This window comes from Clostridium sp. DJ247, assembly GCF_014231265.1.
Genome location: NZ_JABAIW010000004.1, coordinates 137,188 through 157,351, shown reverse-complemented (window position 1 = coordinate 157,351; position 20,164 = coordinate 137,188). Strand labels below are relative to the sequence as shown.

The 20,164-nt window shown below is 30.2% G+C and carries 18 protein-coding genes, 1 other RNA gene and 1 riboswitch; of the genes, 3 read left to right on the top strand and 16 right to left on the bottom strand.

Annotated elements, in window-relative coordinates:
* Positions 1-99: 99 nt before the first annotated feature.
* The 6 genes from purH to purE all read right to left on the bottom strand — a co-directional run bounded on the left by purH (position 100) and on the right by purE (position 6,008).
* Positions 100-1,599 (bottom strand): bifunctional phosphoribosylaminoimidazolecarboxamide formyltransferase/IMP cyclohydrolase, encoded by a 1,500-nt coding sequence (purH, locus tag HGI79_RS03275; protein ID WP_185649169.1) that lies wholly within the window; start codon positions 1,597-1,599, stop codon positions 100-102.
* A gap of 62 nt (positions 1,600-1,661) precedes the next feature.
* Positions 1,662-2,276, bottom strand: coding sequence for a phosphoribosylglycinamide formyltransferase (gene purN / locus HGI79_RS03270; RefSeq protein WP_185649170.1), 615 nt, complete (start codon positions 2,274-2,276; stop codon positions 1,662-1,664).
* Positions 2,264-3,259 carry a phosphoribosylformylglycinamidine cyclo-ligase gene (purM, locus tag HGI79_RS03265; protein ID WP_185649171.1) on the bottom strand — a complete coding sequence of 332 codons (996 nt, stop codon included), beginning with the start codon at positions 3,257-3,259 and terminating at the stop codon, positions 2,264-2,266. The genes purN and purM overlap by 13 nt, the downstream gene beginning before the upstream one ends.
* 27 nt (positions 3,260-3,286) lie before the next feature.
* A complete protein-coding gene (gene purF / locus HGI79_RS03260) occupies positions 3,287-4,726 on the bottom strand; it encodes an amidophosphoribosyltransferase (RefSeq protein WP_185649172.1) in 1,440 nt (479 codons plus the stop codon).
* A gap of 96 nt (positions 4,727-4,822) precedes the next feature.
* Positions 4,823-5,527 (bottom strand): phosphoribosylaminoimidazolesuccinocarboxamide synthase, encoded by a 705-nt coding sequence (gene purC, locus HGI79_RS03255; RefSeq protein ID WP_185649173.1) that lies wholly within the window; start codon positions 5,525-5,527, stop codon positions 4,823-4,825.
* Position 5,528: 1 nt separating this feature from the next.
* On the bottom strand, positions 5,529-6,008 hold the full coding sequence (purE, locus tag HGI79_RS03250; RefSeq protein WP_185649174.1) for a 5-(carboxyamino)imidazole ribonucleotide mutase: 480 nt from the start codon (positions 6,006-6,008) through the stop codon (positions 5,529-5,531).
* 185 nt (positions 6,009-6,193) lie between these two features.
* A riboswitch (purine riboswitch) is annotated at positions 6,194-6,295 on the bottom strand.
* A gap of 330 nt (positions 6,296-6,625) precedes the next feature.
* On the opposite strand from purE, the gene HGI79_RS03245 reads away from it, so the two are divergent.
* The gene (locus HGI79_RS03245) at positions 6,626-7,213 is read left to right on the top strand and encodes a GDSL-type esterase/lipase family protein (RefSeq protein ID WP_185649175.1); all 588 of its coding nucleotides are present in this window, start codon (positions 6,626-6,628) and stop codon (positions 7,211-7,213) included.
* Positions 7,214-7,225: 12 nt separating this feature from the next.
* On the opposite strand, the gene HGI79_RS03240 is transcribed toward HGI79_RS03245, so the two are convergent.
* The 4 genes from HGI79_RS03240 to HGI79_RS03225 all read right to left on the bottom strand — a co-directional run bounded on the left by HGI79_RS03240 (position 7,226) and on the right by HGI79_RS03225 (position 12,248).
* A complete protein-coding gene (locus HGI79_RS03240; protein WP_185649176.1) occupies positions 7,226-7,819 on the bottom strand; it encodes a YdcF family protein in 594 nt (197 codons plus the stop codon).
* Positions 7,820-8,238: 419 nt separating this feature from the next.
* Positions 8,239-9,675 carry an NCS2 family permease gene (locus HGI79_RS03235; protein WP_185649177.1) on the bottom strand — a complete coding sequence of 479 codons (1,437 nt, stop codon included), beginning with the start codon at positions 9,673-9,675 and terminating at the stop codon, positions 8,239-8,241.
* A 555-nt stretch (positions 9,676-10,230) separates the two neighbouring features.
* Complete coding sequence (locus HGI79_RS03230) at positions 10,231-10,446, bottom strand: hypothetical protein (RefSeq protein WP_185649178.1); 216 nt, start codon at positions 10,444-10,446, stop codon at positions 10,231-10,233.
* Positions 10,443-12,248 (bottom strand): Eco57I restriction-modification methylase domain-containing protein, encoded by a 1,806-nt coding sequence (locus HGI79_RS03225; protein WP_207725688.1) that lies wholly within the window; start codon positions 12,246-12,248, stop codon positions 10,443-10,445. The genes HGI79_RS03230 and HGI79_RS03225 overlap by 4 nt, the downstream gene beginning before the upstream one ends.
* Positions 12,249-12,496: 248 nt before the next feature.
* Between HGI79_RS03225 and HGI79_RS23150 the strand changes: the two genes are divergently transcribed.
* Positions 12,497-12,631, top strand: a complete 135-nt coding sequence (locus HGI79_RS23150) for a hypothetical protein (RefSeq protein ID WP_278046679.1) — start codon at positions 12,497-12,499, stop codon at positions 12,629-12,631.
* A 202-nt stretch (positions 12,632-12,833) separates the two neighbouring features.
* On the top strand, positions 12,834-14,069 hold the full coding sequence (locus tag HGI79_RS03220; protein ID WP_185649179.1) for a S1C family serine protease: 1,236 nt from the start codon (positions 12,834-12,836) through the stop codon (positions 14,067-14,069).
* 85 nt (positions 14,070-14,154) lie between these two features.
* On the opposite strand, the gene HGI79_RS03215 is transcribed toward HGI79_RS03220, so the two are convergent.
* From HGI79_RS03215 to HGI79_RS03190, 6 genes are all read right to left on the bottom strand, one after another.
* Positions 14,155-16,428 carry an Eco57I restriction-modification methylase domain-containing protein gene (locus tag HGI79_RS03215; protein ID WP_185649180.1) on the bottom strand — a complete coding sequence of 758 codons (2,274 nt, stop codon included), beginning with the start codon at positions 16,426-16,428 and terminating at the stop codon, positions 14,155-14,157.
* A gap of 23 nt (positions 16,429-16,451) precedes the next feature.
* Positions 16,452-17,213, bottom strand: a complete 762-nt coding sequence (gene lgt / locus HGI79_RS03210; protein WP_185649181.1) for a prolipoprotein diacylglyceryl transferase — start codon at positions 17,211-17,213, stop codon at positions 16,452-16,454.
* A gap of 113 nt (positions 17,214-17,326) precedes the next feature.
* An RNA gene (gene rnpB, locus HGI79_RS03205) (RNase P RNA component class A) lies at positions 17,327-17,672 on the bottom strand.
* Positions 17,673-17,727: 55 nt separating this feature from the next.
* A complete protein-coding gene (locus HGI79_RS03200) occupies positions 17,728-18,462 on the bottom strand; it encodes a zinc ribbon domain-containing protein (protein ID WP_185649182.1) in 735 nt (244 codons plus the stop codon).
* Positions 18,463-18,641: 179 nt separating this feature from the next.
* Positions 18,642-19,457 carry a Nif3-like dinuclear metal center hexameric protein gene (locus tag HGI79_RS03195; protein WP_185649183.1) on the bottom strand — a complete coding sequence of 272 codons (816 nt, stop codon included), beginning with the start codon at positions 19,455-19,457 and terminating at the stop codon, positions 18,642-18,644.
* On the bottom strand, positions 19,429-20,136 hold the full coding sequence (locus HGI79_RS03190; RefSeq protein WP_185649184.1) for a class I SAM-dependent methyltransferase: 708 nt from the start codon (positions 20,134-20,136) through the stop codon (positions 19,429-19,431). Before HGI79_RS03190 ends, HGI79_RS03195 begins: the two co-directional genes overlap by 29 nt.
* Positions 20,137-20,164 lie beyond the last annotated feature (28 nt).

The following is a 20,164-nucleotide window of genomic DNA, read 5'->3' as shown; positions in this document are numbered from 1 at the left end:
CTTTAGACTAATTAAAAATATTTAACGTGACGAAACATGGTAATATATCCTGGAGTATAAGTTAAATTTCGGGCGTGATTATCTATGCAATAATTATTTTTAGTGTTTAAAGTGTCTTATCCCTGTGAATACCATGGAGATACCATGTTTATTACATCCATCTATGGAATCCTGATCCCTCATGGAACCACCAGGTTGAATTATAGCTTTTATTCCGTATTTAGCAGCCTCTTCAACTATATCTCCAAATGGGAAATAAGCATCTGAAGCAAGAACTACTCCATCTCCTGCTCTCTGCATAGCATCACAAGCTGGCCATATTCTGTTAACCTGTCCTCCGCCTATACCTTTTGCCATTCCGTCTTTAACTACAACTATGGCATTTGATTTAACATACTTACATACTTTCATTCCGAATAATAAATCCTGCATTTCTTTTTCAGTTGGAACTTTTTCTGTTACTACCTTTAATTCATCTACTAATTTGTCGTCTGCAGATTGAACAAGAATTCCTCCATCCACTTTTGCAAGTTCTATGTTGCTTACAGGTTTTACAGCACATTTTATAACTCTCAAATTCTTTTTAGCTTTTAAAACTTCTAAAGCAGCTTCATCAAATTCAGGAGCTATAACTATTTCAAGGAATATTTTAGCAAGCTCTTCTGCAGTTTTCTTATCTACAGTTCTATTAAATGCTACAATTCCTCCAAATATTGAAGTTTTATCACATTCAAAAGTTTTTAAATAAGTATCATATACGTTATCTCCTATAGCTGCGCCACAAGGAGTATTGTGTTTTACTGCACAACAAGCAATTTCTTCAAACTCATTAACAACTTTCCAAGCTATATCCATATCTTTTATATTGTTATAGGATAACTCTTTTCCATTTAGTTGTTCAAAATCCTTCATAGCTCCACTTTCAACTGTTGATGTATAGTAAGCTGAACTTTGATGAGGATTTTCTCCATATCTAAGATCCATAGATTTCTTATAGGAAATAGTTAAATATTCAGGGTATTCCTCTTCTAATAGGAAATTACTGATTGCAGCATCATAAGCGGACATAAGATTAAACACTTTACCCGCAAGCTTTTTCCTTGTATTAAAATCTACATCTCCATTTTCCTTAATTTGATTAATAGTATTTTCATAGTCATTTACATCTGTAAGTACTATTACATCTCTGAAATTTTTAGCAGCAGCCCTGATCATTGTAGGTCCGCCAATATCTATAAACTCAACTTTTTCGTCAAAAGCCAAGTCTTCTTTTACCTTTTCAAAAAAAGGATATAAATTTACTACAACTAAATCTATTGGTTTTATATTCTTTTTTTCAATGGTTTCCATATGTTTTTCGTTATCTCTTATAGCTAAAATTCCACTGTGTATATTAGGATGTAGAGTTTTCACTCTTCCATCAAGTATTTCTTCAAATCCAGTTATATCTGAAACCTCTACTACTTTTAATCCATTTTCAATAAGATATTTGTAAGTTCCTCCAGTAGAAACTATTTCAACTCCCATATTAGATAAAAAACTAGCCAACTCTAGTACTCCAGTTTTATCAAATACGCTAATTAAGGCACGTCTTATCACTCTATATACCTCCACATTTTAATAATCTTTATGATACTTACACTTTGTTAGCTTTCTTTATATTATTGCTCAATTAGTACAGTTCTTCCTAAAACCTTAACTTTACCTTGCATAATAAGCTTAATAGCTTCTGGAAGAGCTATATGTTCTTGCTCCAGAACTCTACTTTGCAATGTTTTAGGAGTGTCCTCTGCATAAACCGGTGCAGTTTTTTGAATCAATATAGGTCCACTATCTGTCCCCGAATCTACAAAATGTACAGTACATCCACTTACTTTTACACCATACTCTAAAGCTTTTTCATGAACCTTCAAACCATACATACCAGCACCACAAAATGCTGGTATTAATGATGGATGAATATTTATAATTCTATTTTCAAATTTATTAATTAATTCACCTTTAAGTATAGAAAGCCATCCTGCACAAACTATTAAATCTACTTTTCCGTAAAGCAGCTTTAAAATTTCATCAGAAATGTTATCTTTATATTCCTTTCTATCAAATACATAAGCAGCTATATTACTTTTTTTAGCTCTTTCCAAAGCATAAACATCATGCCTATCGCTTATGACAGCTTCAATAGAACATCCTGATAAATATCCACTGTTAACTGCATCTATTATGCATTGAAGATTTGTTCCGCCACCCGATACAAGAACAGCTATTTTAAACATACTTCCTTGGCTCCTTTTTTCACATATCCAATTTTATAAGCTTTTTCACCTAAGTTGTTTAATTCTTCAATAACTTTATTTGCATCATCTTCTTTAACGCATAAAACAAATCCAATACCCATATTATAAGTGTTAAACATGTGTGTTTCTTCTACGCCTAAACTCATTATATGCTTAAGTATAGCTGGAATCTCAAAGCTATTCTTATCAATAACTGCAGTAAAATCTTCTTTAAACATTCTTGGTATGTTTTCAAAGAATCCGCCACCTGTGATATGAGCCATTCCTCTTATTTCAAACTTTTCTAGAATATTCAATATAGGTTTAACATATATTTTTGTTGGAGTTAGTAATACATCTGACATTTTTCTTCCATCAAATTCATCTTCTAAATTGGTTACAAGCTTTCTAATTAATGAATATCCATTACTATGAGGACCACTTGAAGCTAAACCTATCAGCGTATCCCCTTCTTGAATCTTGCTTCCATCTATAATCTCATCTTTTTCCGCTACTCCTACTGCAAAACCAGCTATATCATATTCACCTTCTGGATAAAATCCTGGCATTTCAGCAGTTTCTCCTCCAATTAGAGCACAGTTTGCTTGAGTACATCCTTCTGCTACACCTTTAACTAAATCAGCTGCAACCATTGCATCAAGCTTACCACAAGCTATATAGTCAAGAAAAAATATAGGCTTAGCTCCATGACATAGTATGTCGTTAACGCACATAGCAACACAATCAATACCAACAGTATCATATTTTTTTGTTTTAAAAGCAAATTCTAGCTTTGTTCCTACGCCATCAGTACCAGAAACAAGCACAGGATTTTTATAACTACCAAGTTCAAACATCCCTGCAAAACTTCCAAGACCATTTAATACTCCTGGTATAAATGTTTTAGCTGCATGTTGTTTTATAAGATCTACTGATTTATATCCTTCTTCTATATTAACTCCAGAATCTTTATATGTTACCATTCTTTCACCCCTAATTTTTATCAATTGTTATTCTAAACGATTCTTTGATACTTCCATTGGTGCTGATACTGGATATACACCACCGAAGCATCCAACACAAAAACCTTTATCTTTATTTAAAGACTCTAATAATCCGTCGATGCTTATATATCCAAGACTATCTGCGCCTATTTCTTGTCTTATTTCTTCTAATGTTGAATTAGCTCCAATAAGTTCGTTTCTATATCCAGTATCAAGACCAAAGTAACATGGATACTTTACAACTGGTGATGATACTCTAAAGTGGACTTCTTTTGCTCCAGCTTTTCTTAGAGAATCCACCAATCTTCTACTAGTAGTTCCTCTTACTATGGAGTCATCTATAATAACTACTCTTTTACCATCTATATTAACCTTTAGTGGATTAAGCTTTACTGAGACTGCTCTCTCTCTCAATTCTTGAGATGGAGCTATAAAGGTTCTTCCTACATATTTATTTTTTACAAAGCCTACATCATATGGTATTCCAGATGCCTCAGCATATCCAACTGCTGCACTGATTCCTGAATCTGGAACGCCAATAACCACATCAGCTTCTGCTGGGCATTCCTCATACAGTTTTTTACCAGCTCTTACTCTAGAATTATGCACATTTATGCTATCAATAGTACTATCTGGTCTAGCAAAATAAATGTATTCAAAGGCACAAGTCTCACATTTAGTTCTCTCAGCAAAGTTTATAGACCTAATTCCTTCTTTGTCTATAATTACAATTTCTCCTGGATCTACATCACGTACAAATTCTGCACCTACGGAATCTAGAGCACAGCTTTCCGAACATAATATATAACTATTGTTTATCTTTCCTATACATAGGGGTCTTATACCATTAGGATCACGTACACCTATAAGCTTATCTTCAGTCAGGATTACAATTGCATAAGAACCTTTTACAGCTTGTATTGAATCTACTACGGCACTTTCTATTCCTTTTTTTGCCCCTCTAGCTATAAGATTTAAAATTACTTCTGAGTCTATAGAGGTTTGGAATATACATCCACCATCTTCTAAAAGTTCTCTGATTACATCTGCATTTACAAGATTACCATTATGTGCAATAGCAATACTTCCTAGCTTATATTTTACAATTATAGGTTGAGCATTATTTACAGTACTTGAACCTGTAGTTGAATATCTTACATGTCCGATGGCTGCTGTTCCTTTTAGGTCACTTAGAATTTTCTCATCAAAAGCATCTGTTACTAAGCCCATATCTTTATGACATTTTAACTCTTTACCATCTGATACAACTATACCAGCACTCTCTTGACCTCTGTGCTGGAGAGCATATAAACCATAGTATGTTATAGATGATACGTCTAAATTATCTTCTGAAAATATTCCAAAAACTCCACATTCATCTTTAATCTTATCTTCTTCGAAATCTAACGATAGAAGGTCATAGTTTTTATTTTTTAAGCTGCTCATTAACAACCTTTCCTTTCTGAAGAACTATTTTTAATACATAAAATCTCTAAAAATATAATACCATATTCTTAATTTTTAATTCTTAGTTCTTATAGATTATTTGCTTATTCTATTAAGAATTTCTATATAAGCTTCTTTAACATCTCCAAGATCTCTTCTAAATCTATCCTTATCTAGCTTTTCATTAGTTTCTGCATCCCAGAATCTGCAAGTATCTGGTGATATTTCGTCTGCAAGTAGAATTTCTCCATTAAATCTTCCGAATTCTAACTTAAAGTCAATTAGTTTTATACCTTGTTTTAAGAAGAATTCTTTTAAAACGTCGTTAACTTTTGCAGTCATATCGTAAATGACTTTAAGTTCTTCAAAAGTTGTTGCTCCTATACCCACTGCATGATAGTCATTGATTAATGGATCTCCTAAGGAATCATCTTTGTAGCTTAATTCAAAAACTGTTGTCTTAAGTTCAGTTCCTTCAGCAAGCCCTAATCTTTTTGCCATACTTCCTGCAGCTACGTTTCTAACAATAACTTCTAATGGAACTATCTCAACTTTCTTACATAACTGTTCTCTGTCATTTAGTTTCTTCTCAAAATGTGTTTTTACTCCACTTTTCTCTAAAAGTTCAAACAACGCAGATGTTATAGCGTTATTTAATTCTCCTTTATCTTGAATCTGACCTTTTTTTTCTCCATTGAATGCTGTAGCATCGTCTTTATAATAAACTATTACTTTATCTTTATCATCAGTAGCATAAATTTTTTTTGCTTTTCCTTCGTACATCATTTCTCTTTTTTCCATTTTATAATTCCACTCCTTCTTCATTTTCCTTTATGAATTTTTCTTTCATATCAACTCTGAAATTATTTAATTTTTCTTTTAGTTCTGGATATTTTATAGATAATATTTGAACTGCAAGCATACCAGCATTATAACTGTTGTTTATACCAACTGTTGCAACAGGAATTGATTTAGGCATTTGAACTATGGATAACAAAGAGTCTAACCCCTCTACTGCAGCGTTAATTGGAACTCCAATAACAGGAAGAGTTGTGTGAGAAGCAATAACACCTGGAAGATGAGCGGCTAACCCTGCTCCTGCAATTACACATTCATATCCTTCTTCTTCGATATTTCTAATAGTTTCCATAAGCTTTTCTGGAACTCTATGTGCTGATAATACAAATGCTTTATATTCTATAGAGAATTCCTTTAATGCATTGGCAGCACCCTTCATCTTTTCTGTATCTGATTTACTTCCAAAAATAATAGCAACTTTCATATACAATCCTCCTAAACTTTAATCTATCCATTTACTAGCAGCCGTAAGATTACTACTTTTAAATACTGCTGTATGGTAACACCTATTTTATTATAATATAAAAAGTTTCGCTAGATTTCCATGGAGAATCCGATAGCAAAACTCATATAGCATGTTTAATGTAGTCAATTATATAATTGACTACTAACATCTTCAGATTCACCCATAGACAGAAAATTTACGGTTTCCTAGTAGAGACTCCTAAACCTTATTATTAGGATTATATGGATGTAATATTTATTTATCGTGCATTTTTATGTTAACATATCATCTTCAACAAATCAATATATTTTCCTCATTTAATATATTATCATTCGTTTAGATTAAAATAATAACGTGGTATTTTATTATTATTATTCGTGTTTACATAAATCATTTAATATATTTTCTTTGATATAGCTAATGTTTATCTTATTAAATGCTATATAGTTCTAATAAACATATGATATAATTGGAATAAAATTAAATAAAAGAACATAATTATAAATTTTATTATTAGTATTTATTATATTATTTTATCTATTCTACTAATTTGGAGAAATAATTGAACGAAAAGAGAAGGAGTATGGTGATTGTTCATGAAAATAGTTTGTATAGGCGATAGCTTGACATTTGGATATGGTGTACCTAGAAAAAATTGTTGGGTAGAGCTTATTAAAAATAAATTGAATATAGATATATTTAATAAAGGTATAAACGGAGATACTACTACCGGAATGCTTTCAAGATCCTATAAAGATATACTTCAATTAAGTCCGACTCACGTTATAATTCTAGGAGGGGATAACGATTTTCTAGGAGGTCGTTCTTTAGAGCTTGTAGAAAGAAACATTGAAGAATTAGTAAAAGAAGCCATTCAAAGCAATATTGTCCCTATTATTGGTATACAACCACCTATAGATACATATATAGCAGAAAAAAAATGGAGTAATAGTATTAACTACAATATTGTTAACACTAACATCAAAGACTATAGGCAATGGATACTTTCTTTTACCGCTGCTAATAATTTAAATTCTATAGATTTTTATGATTGTTTTATCAAAAGCCTTGAGCTAGTAGACTCAAAAGATATATATATAGATGGTCTTCACCCAACAGTTCTCGGACATAAATTAATGGCTGATTGTGTAATTAATACTTTTAATGAAAAAAGAATACTATAAGAATATAGAATCCTATAGTATTCTTGAGTAAGCTTTTAACATATAATATTTTACAAATGCTGGTACTTCTCGAATGTATCCCTTTATTTCATGAGCTTTATAATCTTTTACAAAAACCCCTGAATAACTAGCATTTATATTTTGTTCCTTCGCCATTAATGATGCCCTTTTTAAGTGAAACTTATTAGATACTATTACAGCAGTATTTAGATTTTTTTCTTTCATTATTATTTTCGAATTTATTAAATTTGCCATAGTGGAGCTTGATTTATCTTCTACTAATATCTTAGACTGATCCATACCTTTAGATATTAAATATCTTCTCATAGCTTCCGCTTCCGAAATATCTTCTCCTGGACCTTTACCCCCAGATACTATTATATATTTACCATAGCCTTTATTATATAACTGCAATGCATGCTCTGTTCTCCAAACTAAAAATGGGCTAGGAACTGTTCCATATACACTACACCCAAGCACAATTATGCAATCGGATTTTTGTGCTTTAGAAGATTCACCAAAATAAATAATATTAAAAAGAATATATGTAGTAATTACTACTAATAGAAAAAAAATAAAATTAAGCATTTTAGAAAGTTTACTCATAACTTAACCATCCTAATTTTTAATAATGGTATAATGTTAAATTATATTGCTATGGTATTCAACCTATTTATTATATTTTTAATTGAATGTTAACATTATAAAAATATAGCTATCCGCCGTTAAGATTTAACTTATACTCCGGAATATGATACCAATTCTTAGTCATGCTAAATACTTTTTAATGAGTCTAAGGTTCTGATTTCAGAAAAACCTTAGATTGTTTGAGAGAAGCGAGTTTATCGAAGGTTCTTAGGTTTTCTAAAACACGAACTTTAGAATGATTAAAAGTTTTTAACGTGCTGAAGTTTGGTAACATATCTCGGAGTATAATTTCAGTTTTGCCAGTGGATCTCTGTACAATGCAAATACAAATGAGCAGTATGAATGAAATTCATACTGCTCATGCAATAAACTATATATTATTCAGGTAATAAAGTAAATCTTAGTATAAACAATAAAGCTAATACATATACAATTGGATGCACTTCCTTTTGTTTTCCAGTAACTACTTTTACTATAGGATAGAAGATTATTCCCGCAGCTATACCGTTCGCTATACTAAAACTGAAAGGCATGATAGCGATAGTAAAGAATGCTGGTAATGCTTCAGTAAAGTCGTCAAAATTTATCTTTGTTACAGCTCCCATCATAAGAACTCCGACTATAACAAGAGCTGGTGCTGTTGCTTCTGGTGGAACTACTCCAACAACCCCTCCAAAGAATAATGCTAGTATAAATAGCACCCCTGTTGTAAAGGAAGTAAGTCCAGTTCTTCCTCCTTGTGATATTCCTGATGTAGATTCTACGTATGTTACTACAGTACTCGTACCAAGGATTGAACCAGCAGTTGTAGCTATCGCATCTGATAATAGAGCCTTATTCATATTTTTAACTCTTCCATTTTTTTCTAACATTTTAGCCTTTTGAGCTGTTCCTACTAATGTTCCTATAGTATCAAATAAATCAACTAAACTAAATGTTATAACAACCATAACCAAACTTGCAAAAGCTCCAACCATACCAGCTTCACCTAATCTTAATAGACCTTTGAAATCAAGAGCAAAGAAAGTTGGTGCTAATGATGGTGGTGCACTAAATACATTTATTCTCTCAAGATGAGTTATTCCAAAAGGAATACCTATAATAGTAGTAATTATAATTCCTAATAATATTGAAGCTCTAGCTCCTCTTGACATTAAAATTCCTGTAACTACTATACCAATAAGAGTTACTAATGCATGTGGATCAGTAAATCTTCCAAAACTAACCAATGTAGCCGGACTACCTACAATTATTCCTCCACTTTTAAGACCTATAAGGGCTATAAATAGACCTATACCGCCTGATATTGCAAGCTTAAGATTATGTGGAAGTGCATCTACTATCTTTTCTCTTATAGCTGTTACTGTAATAATAATAAATATTATTCCTGATACGAAAACTGCTGCTAGTGCTTGTTGCCATGTATAACCTAAAGTTAAACATACACTATAGGTAAAGAATGCATTAAGTCCCATACCAGGTGCTTGTGCAAATGGTAGATTAGCATATAATGCCATTACAAAAGTACCAATCGCTGCTGATATACATGTTGCAGCAAAAACTGATGCTACAACGGGGTCATTTACGGCTGATAGTCCAGCCTTAACTGCTGCATCACCCAATAACCCCTTAGAGTTCATACCAGCTTGCATTAAGATATTAGGATTTACAAAAATTATATATGCCATAGTTATAAATGTAGTAATTCCTGCTAATATCTCTGTTTTTGGTGTTGTGTTATTTTCTGTTAGCTTAAAAAATGAATCTAAGAATGATTTCCTTGTATTTTCTGGCTTTTCCTTCTGTGAATACATTTTAAAATTCCTCCTAATAAATAAAAAAGTCCTAAAATATGTTATCACTATTCTAAAATATAATCAATATATTTTATCTTTATTTAACATTATTGTTCTTATTGATATTTACTATTAACGTTTTTTTTGCAACCATATTCGATTCAGTGCGAACATTACTTTCAAACTATTTTATATATTAAAAATAGTTTACAAAGTACAAATTGTTAAAACTAACAGAATTTTATCAATATAGTAGTTTCAATATCATTATAATATCTTTTTCATTTTCATTAGCTTAAATAAAGCGAAACTTAAATCAGATGGGGTTTTGACCCCACCTGATTCTTAGTTGAACGAATCCTGGGACGTAGCCGCTCTTTACTCTTAGTTAAGCAGAGAACCAAAATCTGTGATTTTGTGCCAATCGGTTAATCAGACATACAAAATCTGCGATTTTGATATGGTCGCTTACTCTGTGAGTACTCCTCCGAAGAGGAGTTTCATATAAAGATAAGAGTATTAGAGCGGGTAGTCGTTGGATAAATTTTAATTCTCTTATTTATTATTCATTATTTATTTATTATTTATACAATATAAAAATATTAAAAGAATTATTAGTACAAGAAACGGAAGTGCAAATATAATTTTAAATATAACACCTATTATAGCAAGCACAACTGCGAAAAATATTACTATACCTACTAGCGGAAGTACTACTATACCAACTATAGAAAGAACTACATATACTATAAATCCTATCATAGCTAAAGTAATTAAGGTAAACATCATAAATCCCCCCTGATTTTATATTGATTTAGTGAGTCCATTATAATTTTCTGTTCTTTCAAACTAATATCGTATACTTTAAAAACCTCTCTGTCTAGTTCAAGTTGTAAATTATTAATTTTTTCATTTGAAAGTTCTTTTTTACTATAACTTATCACTTCTGACATGATTATATCAACTAGTCCTTCTATATTCTTTTGCATTTTAAGACTACAGCATTTAATAGGTATCCTATCTAAACTGTATTTTTTTATTTGAGGAGTAGAATTTAAGTTTGTTATTAGATAATTCAAATAGTACCATTCCATTAACTTTGAATTTATTATACCCAATATATATTTATAAGAGAATTCATTACTCAAGTTTATTACGCCATAAAGAGACTGCTCTATTATATAACCGCTGCTGTCTAGAGTAGCTATTAATCTATTTCCAGTTTTTCTAATTAATATCTTTAGTGGACATGCAAGTTTCGAAATATCTTTTGTGCCCCCTATTATATTTTCAGAAGAAAACTCATAATAATAATTTTCTAAAACCTTAAACCTTTGAATATTTTCTCCCTTTAATATTTTCACTTGGGAATCACTTATTTTTTCTTTTGTTATCTTTTTAGTACTACCTATAAAACCCGTAAAAGTTGTTGTTATATCTCCAAGAAACTTGATTTTATCTTCAATCTTATCCTTAAGTAATTTATAACAATCACTATTACCCTGTGTAAACTCATAATTAGCGTTTAATAAATATTTTTTTTGATGAAGAAAATATATCTCTTTATTATGTATTCCTAACTGCATCTCATTATTCTCTTTATATTCTTTCTTAGCTATGAAAATCATGGTATCAGTATTTATCTTAGGAAACACTACTTGAAAAACTATATTTAATATACTATATTTTTTCAAAATTTCCTCTCTTAGTGATTTATACTGAAGATTTTTAGAAAATCTATCTGGTATTATAAATGCAACTATTCCTCCAGTTCTTAATAGTTGAAAAGCCCTCTTTATAAAGTATTCGTATAAATTAGGTAAGTATAGATTTCCATTATACTTATTAACATAATAACTTACTAACTGACTTTCAATATTTTTACTATGTTTCCTACTTAGTGATACCCAAGGCGGATTTCCTATAACATAGTCATATTTATTTCTCCAAAAATTACATTTTTTTATTAAATTGTTTAGTTCACTTTCATTTAGTTTTATTTCTTTACTTTCACTATTTATATCCCTATATTTACACCTAAACATGCCATCATGGCTTTTTATAACCTCATCCCAATCATAATCTTCTTCCCACTTTATTAGACTATCACAGCAGATTATATTAGTTTTTATACTTAGCTGATTATTTTGTTTAAGTAGTAAGCTCATTACAGTTAAATCAACTGCATTTTTATCAATGTCAGCTCCATATATACAGTTTTTTATTATATGATAATGAATATTTTCTTTTTTCCAGTAATCTTCTCCCTTTAATACTAGTGTTCCTCTATATGTTTCTATAAAATACTCTTCACTGCTGTATATCTGTCTAAGAATCTCAATTTTTTCAGTGAATTTTTCTGTAAGCACATCGTAAACCTTGTTTAAAAAATACCCACAACCACAAGCTGGATCTAATATTTTTATAAAAGGATTTTCAATAATATCTGCACATTTAATAGTACTCTCTACCATGTAATCCACAATATATTCTGGTGTATAGAAACTTCCATAAACTTTACGTTTAACTGGATCCATGTTAACTTCATATTCTTTCGATTCTAACTCTATGTTTCTGTTGTATATAAACATTTTGATACCTTTCCTTGAAGATTAATTATAATGAATTTTCTCAATTATTATATTTTAACATACATTTATTAAAAGTATAAATTTTTTTTACAAGGAAACTATATACAATATGAAAGGAGGTGGAGAACTGATTTCTGTAGTGTTAACCCTAGTAGTTGAATCCTGTAATACTACCGTTCTATTTAGTAAATAGAATGAAAAACTATGCGAAAATCAATTTTTCATGGTATTAGAAATCAGGATATGAGATGCATAGAGAAAGTAAAAAAGCCACAAAACCACAAAATAAAAAACTATCAAAACCAGACATAATTTATGAAGAAGAAATGGAAAAAAAGCCACCTAAAAGTGCTCTAGATATTGATAGAATAAGTAACTCATAAAAATTCCCCTCAGGATACCTGAGGGGAATTTAAGTTTGAGTATAGAATAAGTTTCACTTTAAGCATCTGAAAAATCTTTTAATGGTTTTAACACTTATTCCACAAAAATGTTATACGTAGTTAACATTTTTGTCATTAAAATGACACAATATAAAATTATTATAAGTATATAGAAACTATTTAATGTTAGGAGGAATAATTTATGGATAACTTTAATAATAAAAATAATGAAACATATGAACTTATCACTGGAAGCTCTGATTTCCAGAAAGAAAATGTGGTTAATACTAATTATATAGATGTGAATAAATCCTATGACAAAGAATCAAATAAGAAAAGTAAAGTACTTTCGTATGTAATTATAGGATTAATTTGCAGTATAGTAGGAGGAACTGCTTCCACTGCTGCTTCTTTATATTTATTGCCTAAATCTCAATTGTTTAAAGATACTCCTTTATATCAAAGTATAGCTCAAAACCAATCGGCTTCTTCTTTTAACGCCTCACCTATGGTTTCATCTACTGGTGCGTTAACGGTTTCTGAAATAGCAAAAAAGGTTGGCCCTGCGGTAGTAGGTGTATCCGTTAAAAGTGCTGCTCAATCTGATTCCTTTGGCTTTAGTCAAAGAGCTGAAGAAGGAATTGGATCTGGTATAATAATTAATGAAGATGGATATATTCTAACAAATTATCATGTAATAAATGGAGCTCAACAGGTTAGTGTAATACTTAATAATAAAAAGGAAGTATCTGCTAAAATAATAAACTATGATGCCGAACTTGATTTAGCCATAATAAAGGTAACTGAAAATATAAAAATGCCAGCTGTAGCGGAGCTTGGAAGCTCAAAGGACCTTCAGGTTGGCGATTCAGTAGTAGCAATTGGAAATCCTTTAGGGAAGGAATTATTAGGTTCTGTAACAACAGGAGTTATAAGTGCTACAAATAGAGAAATACAAGTGGGTAATACTAAACAAACCCTTCTTCAAACCGATGCAGCTATTAATCCAGGAAACAGTGGTGGTGCTCTTGTAAATTCTGCTGGTCAAGTAATAGGAATAAATTCTGCTAAAATGGGTGGTAATGGTGTTGAAGGTCTTGGTTTCGCTATACCTATTGATATAGTAAAACCTAAAATCAACGGGTTACTTAAACCTATTTTAAAGATAGGAATTACAGGTAGAGACATAACTTCTGATCTATCAAAACAATACTCTATACCTGAAGGAGTATACGTAGTTCAAGTACAAGAATTCAGTGCTGCTGAAAAAGCAGGACTTCAAACCGGTGATATAATTAAAAAATTTGATGGCAAATCTATTATATCAGTAAATGACATAAATAAAATTAAATCCCAGCATAAGTCTGGTGATGAAATAAATCTAGATATAGTTAGAAATGGTAATCAAAAGACCCTTAAATTAAAACTTTCTGAATAGTATTTTTATATAGATACCCATGCCCCAAATTTAACATCTCTAGACAAAAAACACTGAAGTATAATTCTCTAACACTTCAGTGTTTTTATTTACTGCGCGAAAACCAACACTCATGAATTTTATCTGGCCAGCGAGATAACCCAAAACTGTCTTTGTTATATCTAATTATTTCTTTATAGTTTCTATGTAACGATTTATTTCTCACATATATATTCCAGCTTTCAGAGTAAGCTGTCAGTATATTTTTTAATTTATCCGAATGTTTGCTTTCAAATTCGTAGTTATCAAGTATAGATAAGATATCTTTATAATTTTCAATATCTTTCATAAGCATTGATCTAATTTCTTCTATAAATAGGTAATTCTGGTTAACTTCAAGCAAATTTTCTACCTGTTTTATAACAAGCTCGTATATAGCATTTATTAAATCATTATAAAATTCGTTTTTGCTATTTTTACTTTTCTTAAATCTATTATTCTTAGTGTTTTTATATTTATTTAATCTACCTTCGATTAAATTTATTTCCTCTGATGTAAAACCATATGCTTCATATAGATGATAATTGGCATCTTTAATATATTTATTGAGTAACAAATTTAAGCTTATTTGTTTTTCTTTTGCAGCCTTATAGTTATGAATAATTTTTTCATAATTATTTTTAGATAATCCCTGATTAAATTCAATATTTTTTATTTCATACTTTATACTAATTATTTTCTTTACAATATCTTCAAAGTTTTTGTTACCTATAAGTTTTTCATTTATAGGAAGTTTTTCTACATCATAATGTTGTATATATGGATATGCTTCTGGATTAGTTATCAAAACTTCTTTAAAATAAAAATTACATATATTTGACTGAACCTGCCCAAGAATATTATAAACTTTATTTTTTTCTGAAGGTATTATTAAGTATGCAGATTGTTCTGCTAATATCCCCTTCTCATCTAAACTTGCTACTATACTACTACCTGTTTTTCTTAGTAGAATTTTAGGATATTCCTTATGTTTCTTTAAGTCTTTTGTTCCACCGAAAATTTCCACATTATTTATGTCACAATATCTTCTATCATGCTGTATTATATATTCTCCTAAATCACGTCCTATAACAATTCTATTTTCATTATGCAAAAAATCTTGACTAAAGCATTGATTCTTATTCTTTATCATCATTCCTACATGTATGTTTGATAAATTCCTAAGTGGTTTAGATAGGTTATCTATTTTTTTTACTACTCTTCTATATTCATCCTTTGTAATAATATTTACTACAGACCTTTTATCTTTAATTAAATTACTTTGATTTATTTTAGTGAGACAGTAATTCTTTTCATTAACATAATTTAACTTAATACTTATATCATGAGTATTATCATACGTACACCTTTTTCCTATATATAAAGCAGTTCCCACAATTGCATCCTTGAATACTTTGTTTGAAAACTGTGTTATATTGGTAACTTTTAGGTTACTTATTAGTTTCTTTCTGGATTTAGTATAACTACTAGAAAAGAAATATCTATCTGGAACTATAAAACTATGAGTTCCATTCTCTTTAAGTTTTTTTAGCACTCTTTCTATAAGTAAATAAAATACGTTTTTTTTATATCCTATAGTTCTATAGTTATTAACAATATAGCTCCAATAATTTTTATTTAAATTAGATTGGAGCAGTACTACGTAAGGTGGGTTACCAATTATAAAATCAAAACTGTTATTCCAAAAATCTTTTAATTCAATAATTTTGTTACAAATATCTTTGTAGTCTAATCTCCCTATATTATTATAAACGGAATATCGCTCTATAGCTTTTTCATCAGTAAAATTCGATATTTCCTCCCATTTTATCAAGCTATCACCTTGAACTATATTCATACATATGGGTGCCTTTGACAAATCCTTACGTAGTAGATTCTTCTTGACAATTTCGATAGCTGCAGCATCTATATCTGCACCATATAAGCAGTTCTTTAAAATATGATAGTGAAGGTTATCCTTAATCCAGTAATCATATCCTTTTACCTCTATGGGTGTATAGTTATTTTTTTCTGCTACATCCAGTAAATATATATTGTTAGAATATTTTTCTCTCAAAATTTCTAGGTTATCTAGAAATTTTTCCTTTAAGATGTCATATGCTCTTGTTAAAAAATACCCTGCTCCACAGGATGGATCTAACAATTTTACCCATGGATTTTCTACTATATCAATTTTCATAACAGTATTCATAAGCATATAGTCTACTATAAAATTTGGAGTATAGTACATACCTATTGATTTCCGAACTTTTTTATCAGTTAACTTTTCGTACATTTCACCTAACTGATTTCTATAAAGATTTAAATAGGACTTCTTCATAGATGCTGTTCCTCCAAAAGTTATTACGCAGATTTTTTCTTATTAATAACTAATAAAAATGCTATAGAAACTATAATTCCTAAAACACTTATAAGTTGAGCCACTCTTATGCTTCCAAACATCAAACTGTCTGTTCTTAATCCCTCTATAAAGAATCTTCCAAGAGAGTATAGTCCAATATAAGTAAGAATAACGGAACCTTTTTTTACTCCTTTTCTTAAAATATACACTAATATTATACAAACACATAGATCCCAAATAGACTCATAGAGAAATGTAGGGTGATAATATATACCGCCTATATTCATACCTTCCTGTATAAACTTTGGAAAACGCTGAATAAATTCATATGATACCGGTCCGCCATGTGCTTCTCCATTAAAGAAATTTCCCCAGCGTCCTACAGCCTGCCCTAATATTATTGAAGGCGCCGCTATATCTGCCGCTTCTATAAAATCTATTTTCTTATACTTCGTATATAAATATGCTGCAGCTAATCCAAATAATACACCCCCATGTATGGCAAGTCCTCCTTGCCTTATATTAAATATATCTATTAAGTTATCCTTATAATCATTGAATTGAAAAACTACATAATAAACTCTTGCACCTATTACAGCAGCAGGAAAAGAAACTAAAAATGTATCAATTAGTGTGTCAAAATTATAGTCTTTGGCTTTAGAATTCAAATTTGCTAAAGATAAGGCTAGAATAACTCCAAAAGCTATAATTATACCATACCACCTGACTTCAAATCCATTTATTGAGAAAGCAATTGGATTCACTTTCCTCACACTCCTTTACTTTATGAAATAATAGTATTATATCATTAAATATGTATTAATACAAAGGTTTATAAAAAACAAAAAAACACCAAGGTTAAACCTAGTGTTTAATAGTAACGACTAAACCTATAAGCCGAGTTCTGTATTTGACAATCATCTATCTAGGTCCATTGTTACCAATGAACTCAAGCGATACTACCCGGAAGCGGAGTGGGCCACCCCTTAAATGCTTCCCTATTTGATCTTGCTCCAGATGGGGTTTACATAGCCGCAAAGTCGCCAATGCGCTGGTGAGCTCTTACCTCGCCTTTCCACCCTTACCGAAAATATATTCGGCGGTATATCTCTGTTGCACTTTCCTTCAGGTCACCCTGACTGGGTATTACCCAGCACCCTGCCCTATGGAGCTCGGACTTTCCTCTCCTGTATTTATACAGCAGCGATTGTCTGGTTTACTCGCAAGTATTATAATAACATACTAAAGATGAAATTGCAAATATAATTTTTTATATTTCTATTTAGCATGTTTTAAGTTCTTCATACTATTATAATAAAGAATTCTTCCACAGTTATCACAGAAAACTATCTCCTTGCATTTATTAATGCTATCTATAGTAATAGCTGAAACCTTTATTCTACACTCTGAGCATGCTCCATCTTTAAGTTTTGCTGCCCCAGTTCCTCTAAGCTCTGAAATGCTATTATATTCTTTCATGAGCTTTTCTGGAATAAGCTTTTCTAACTTTTCTATATTACTTTCTGCTTTCCTTATATCTTCTTTTGCCTTATTAATCTTTTTACTACTAGTTTCTTTATAACTATTAAAGTTATCTCTTAACTCTGAAAGCTTTGCTCTTAGATTTTCTCTTTCAAATTGCAGCTCTTCCTCTTTCTCTAGAAGTTCTAAGCTTTTATCCTCTAATTCTTTTATAGAACACTTTTTATTTTTAATTTCTCTTTGTATTTTTTCTATTAACTTGTAGTCTTTTATAACTTCATTATAAAGTCTAAACTCACATCCATCTATATATTTTTTAATGTTGTTTATATCAGTAATTATACTTTCAATGGAGGCTCTTATCTCCTTTAATTTATTTTCTTTTATACTAAATTCTGCTTTTTCTTTTTCAAATTCATGTTTGATTTTTTTTAGTAAATATATATACGAGCCGTTTTTTAATACCTTGTTACATTCCTTTATAACTTTTTGGTTATCCTGGATTTCAATAAGCATATTTAACACGCTCATGTTTTATTCCTCCTCATAATTATTTATTAGATTATTAGACTCTACTAGGTAAAATGCTAAATTTATGTATTAAATAATGCGAGGTAAAATTTATATATATATAAATTTTACATTCTCTACATTAAATTTATATTAAGTTTTGGTTATAAAAAAATAGAAATAAGTTTATAAACCTATTTCTATTTAATCTTATAGGGATTTCTATTACACTCTGATAGAAATACAGAGTTACTAAATCCCATTGATTCTATTTTATTTTTCAACCATTTTGCAACAATTTCCATAGCAGGCCATTCAGTTCCAAAATGTCCAGCGTCAATAACTGCTACACCTTCTTCTTGAAAATCACTAACATAATGATATGTAGTATCTCCTGTAATTATGCAATCAGCTCCTAATCTCTTAGCTGCATTAAAATAATCCTGACCACTACCATTTATTACTGCAACCTTTTTTACATTCATGTCTTCATCACCAGAGTACCTTATATAAGGAATATGTAGACGATTTTTAATTATATCACATAGCTGACTCAAAGTTACAGCTTCATCAAGTACTGCAATTCTACCTATTCCTGTATCTTTGTCTGAGTCATCCCTTTTATCAGCTAACTCAATTGTTTTAAAGTTATTAAACCATAATAGCTCCATAATAATATGGTTTATACCACCAACTACAGAGTCTAAGTTTGTATGACTAGAGTACACGTTTATATTATTTTGTATAATTTTAATTATTTTCTTGCCTAATAAAGTATCAGTAGTTATATTTGATGGCTTTCTAAATAAAATTGGGTGATGTGTAAATATTAAATTGCATCCTTTTTTACTAGCCTCTTCTATAACTTCTAAAGTACAGTCTAATGCAACAAGTATAGAGGTTACTTCACATAAACTATCCCCTACCATAAGCCCTACATTATCGTAACTTTCTTTAAATTTTGAAGGAGCATGCTCTTCCATTATTCTATGAATATCTTTTACTCTTAAATTCATCTAATAAATCCTCCAATCTTAGGATGTTTCGTTTAAGCTCCAGCTTTCTTTTATTTGCTATTTCTGTATCTTCATTTATATTGTTTAATATCTTTCCATATTTATTTAATTTAGACTTAATATATTCTTCTAAAAGAGGGTGTTTTTTTTCTACAAGAATCTTTCCAATCTCATAAAAAACTTCGTTAACATTTTCACTGTTAAGTCCATATGTTATCTTTATTATTTCGTAAAACCGACCTTCATCAATGCATAACTCTTCATCAACTATTTTATACCCTTTTTTATAAACATATTCTCTTAGAACTTCTGGATTTTGAACAGGCTGAAGTATAGCAAATTCAGCTTTTCTAAATACATCTTCACTTTCTTCTAATATATTACTTATTAGATTTCCGCCCATACCAGCTATTACTATTCCCTGTACCTCCCCAGGCATTATAGTAGTAAGCCCTGGTCCTAATCTACACTGAACTTTATCTTGTACATTCTCAAGTTCCACGTTAAACTTCGCCTTTTTTACTGGGCCTTTATTTATATCTGATGCTATAGCTCTGCGGCATATATGATTTTTTACTAAATATATTGGTATATAACCGTGATCTGTTCCAATATCTGCAATACAGTCACAACTATCTACCATTGCTACAATATTTTTAAGTCTTAAGCTAAGCTCCATTAGAATATTCCCCATTCCTTAAAATTAT

Bases quoted from the DNA above. Each gene is read 5' to 3' on its own strand.
- purN (WP_185649170.1), bottom strand. From the start codon at position 2,276: ATGTTTAAAATAGCTGTTCTTGTATCGGGTGGCGGAACAAATCTTCAA.
- purM (WP_185649171.1), bottom strand. From the start codon at position 3,259: ATGGTAACATATAAAGATTCTGGAGTTAATATAGAAGAAGGATATAAA.
- purF (WP_185649172.1), bottom strand. From the start codon at position 4,726: ATGAGCAGCTTAAAAAATAAAAACTATGACCTTCTATCGTTAGATTTC.
- purC (WP_185649173.1), bottom strand. From the start codon at position 5,527: ATGGAAAAAAGAGAAATGATGTACGAAGGAAAAGCAAAAAAAATTTAT.
- purE (WP_185649174.1), bottom strand. From the start codon at position 6,008: ATGAAAGTTGCTATTATTTTTGGAAGTAAATCAGATACAGAAAAGATG.
- HGI79_RS03245 (WP_185649175.1), top strand. From the start codon at position 6,626: ATGAAAATAGTTTGTATAGGCGATAGCTTGACATTTGGATATGGTGTA.
- HGI79_RS03240 (WP_185649176.1), bottom strand. From the start codon at position 7,819: ATGAGTAAACTTTCTAAAATGCTTAATTTTATTTTTTTTCTATTAGTA.
- HGI79_RS03235 (WP_185649177.1), bottom strand. From the start codon at position 9,675: ATGTATTCACAGAAGGAAAAGCCAGAAAATACAAGGAAATCATTCTTA.
- HGI79_RS03230 (WP_185649178.1), bottom strand. From the start codon at position 10,446: ATGATGTTTACCTTAATTACTTTAGCTATGATAGGATTTATAGTATAT.
- HGI79_RS03225 (WP_207725688.1), bottom strand. From the start codon at position 12,248: ATGTTTATATACAACAGAAACATAGAGTTAGAATCGAAAGAATATGAA.
- HGI79_RS23150 (WP_278046679.1), top strand. From the start codon at position 12,497: ATGCATAGAGAAAGTAAAAAAGCCACAAAACCACAAAATAAAAAACTA.
- HGI79_RS03220 (WP_185649179.1), top strand. From the start codon at position 12,834: ATGGATAACTTTAATAATAAAAATAATGAAACATATGAACTTATCACT.
- HGI79_RS03215 (WP_185649180.1), bottom strand. From the start codon at position 16,428: ATGAAGAAGTCCTATTTAAATCTTTATAGAAATCAGTTAGGTGAAATG.
- HGI79_RS03200 (WP_185649182.1), bottom strand. From the start codon at position 18,462: ATGAGCGTGTTAAATATGCTTATTGAAATCCAGGATAACCAAAAAGTT.
- HGI79_RS03195 (WP_185649183.1), bottom strand. From the start codon at position 19,457: ATGAATTTAAGAGTAAAAGATATTCATAGAATAATGGAAGAGCATGCT.
- HGI79_RS03190 (WP_185649184.1), bottom strand. From the start codon at position 20,136: ATGGAGCTTAGCTTAAGACTTAAAAATATTGTAGCAATGGTAGATAGT.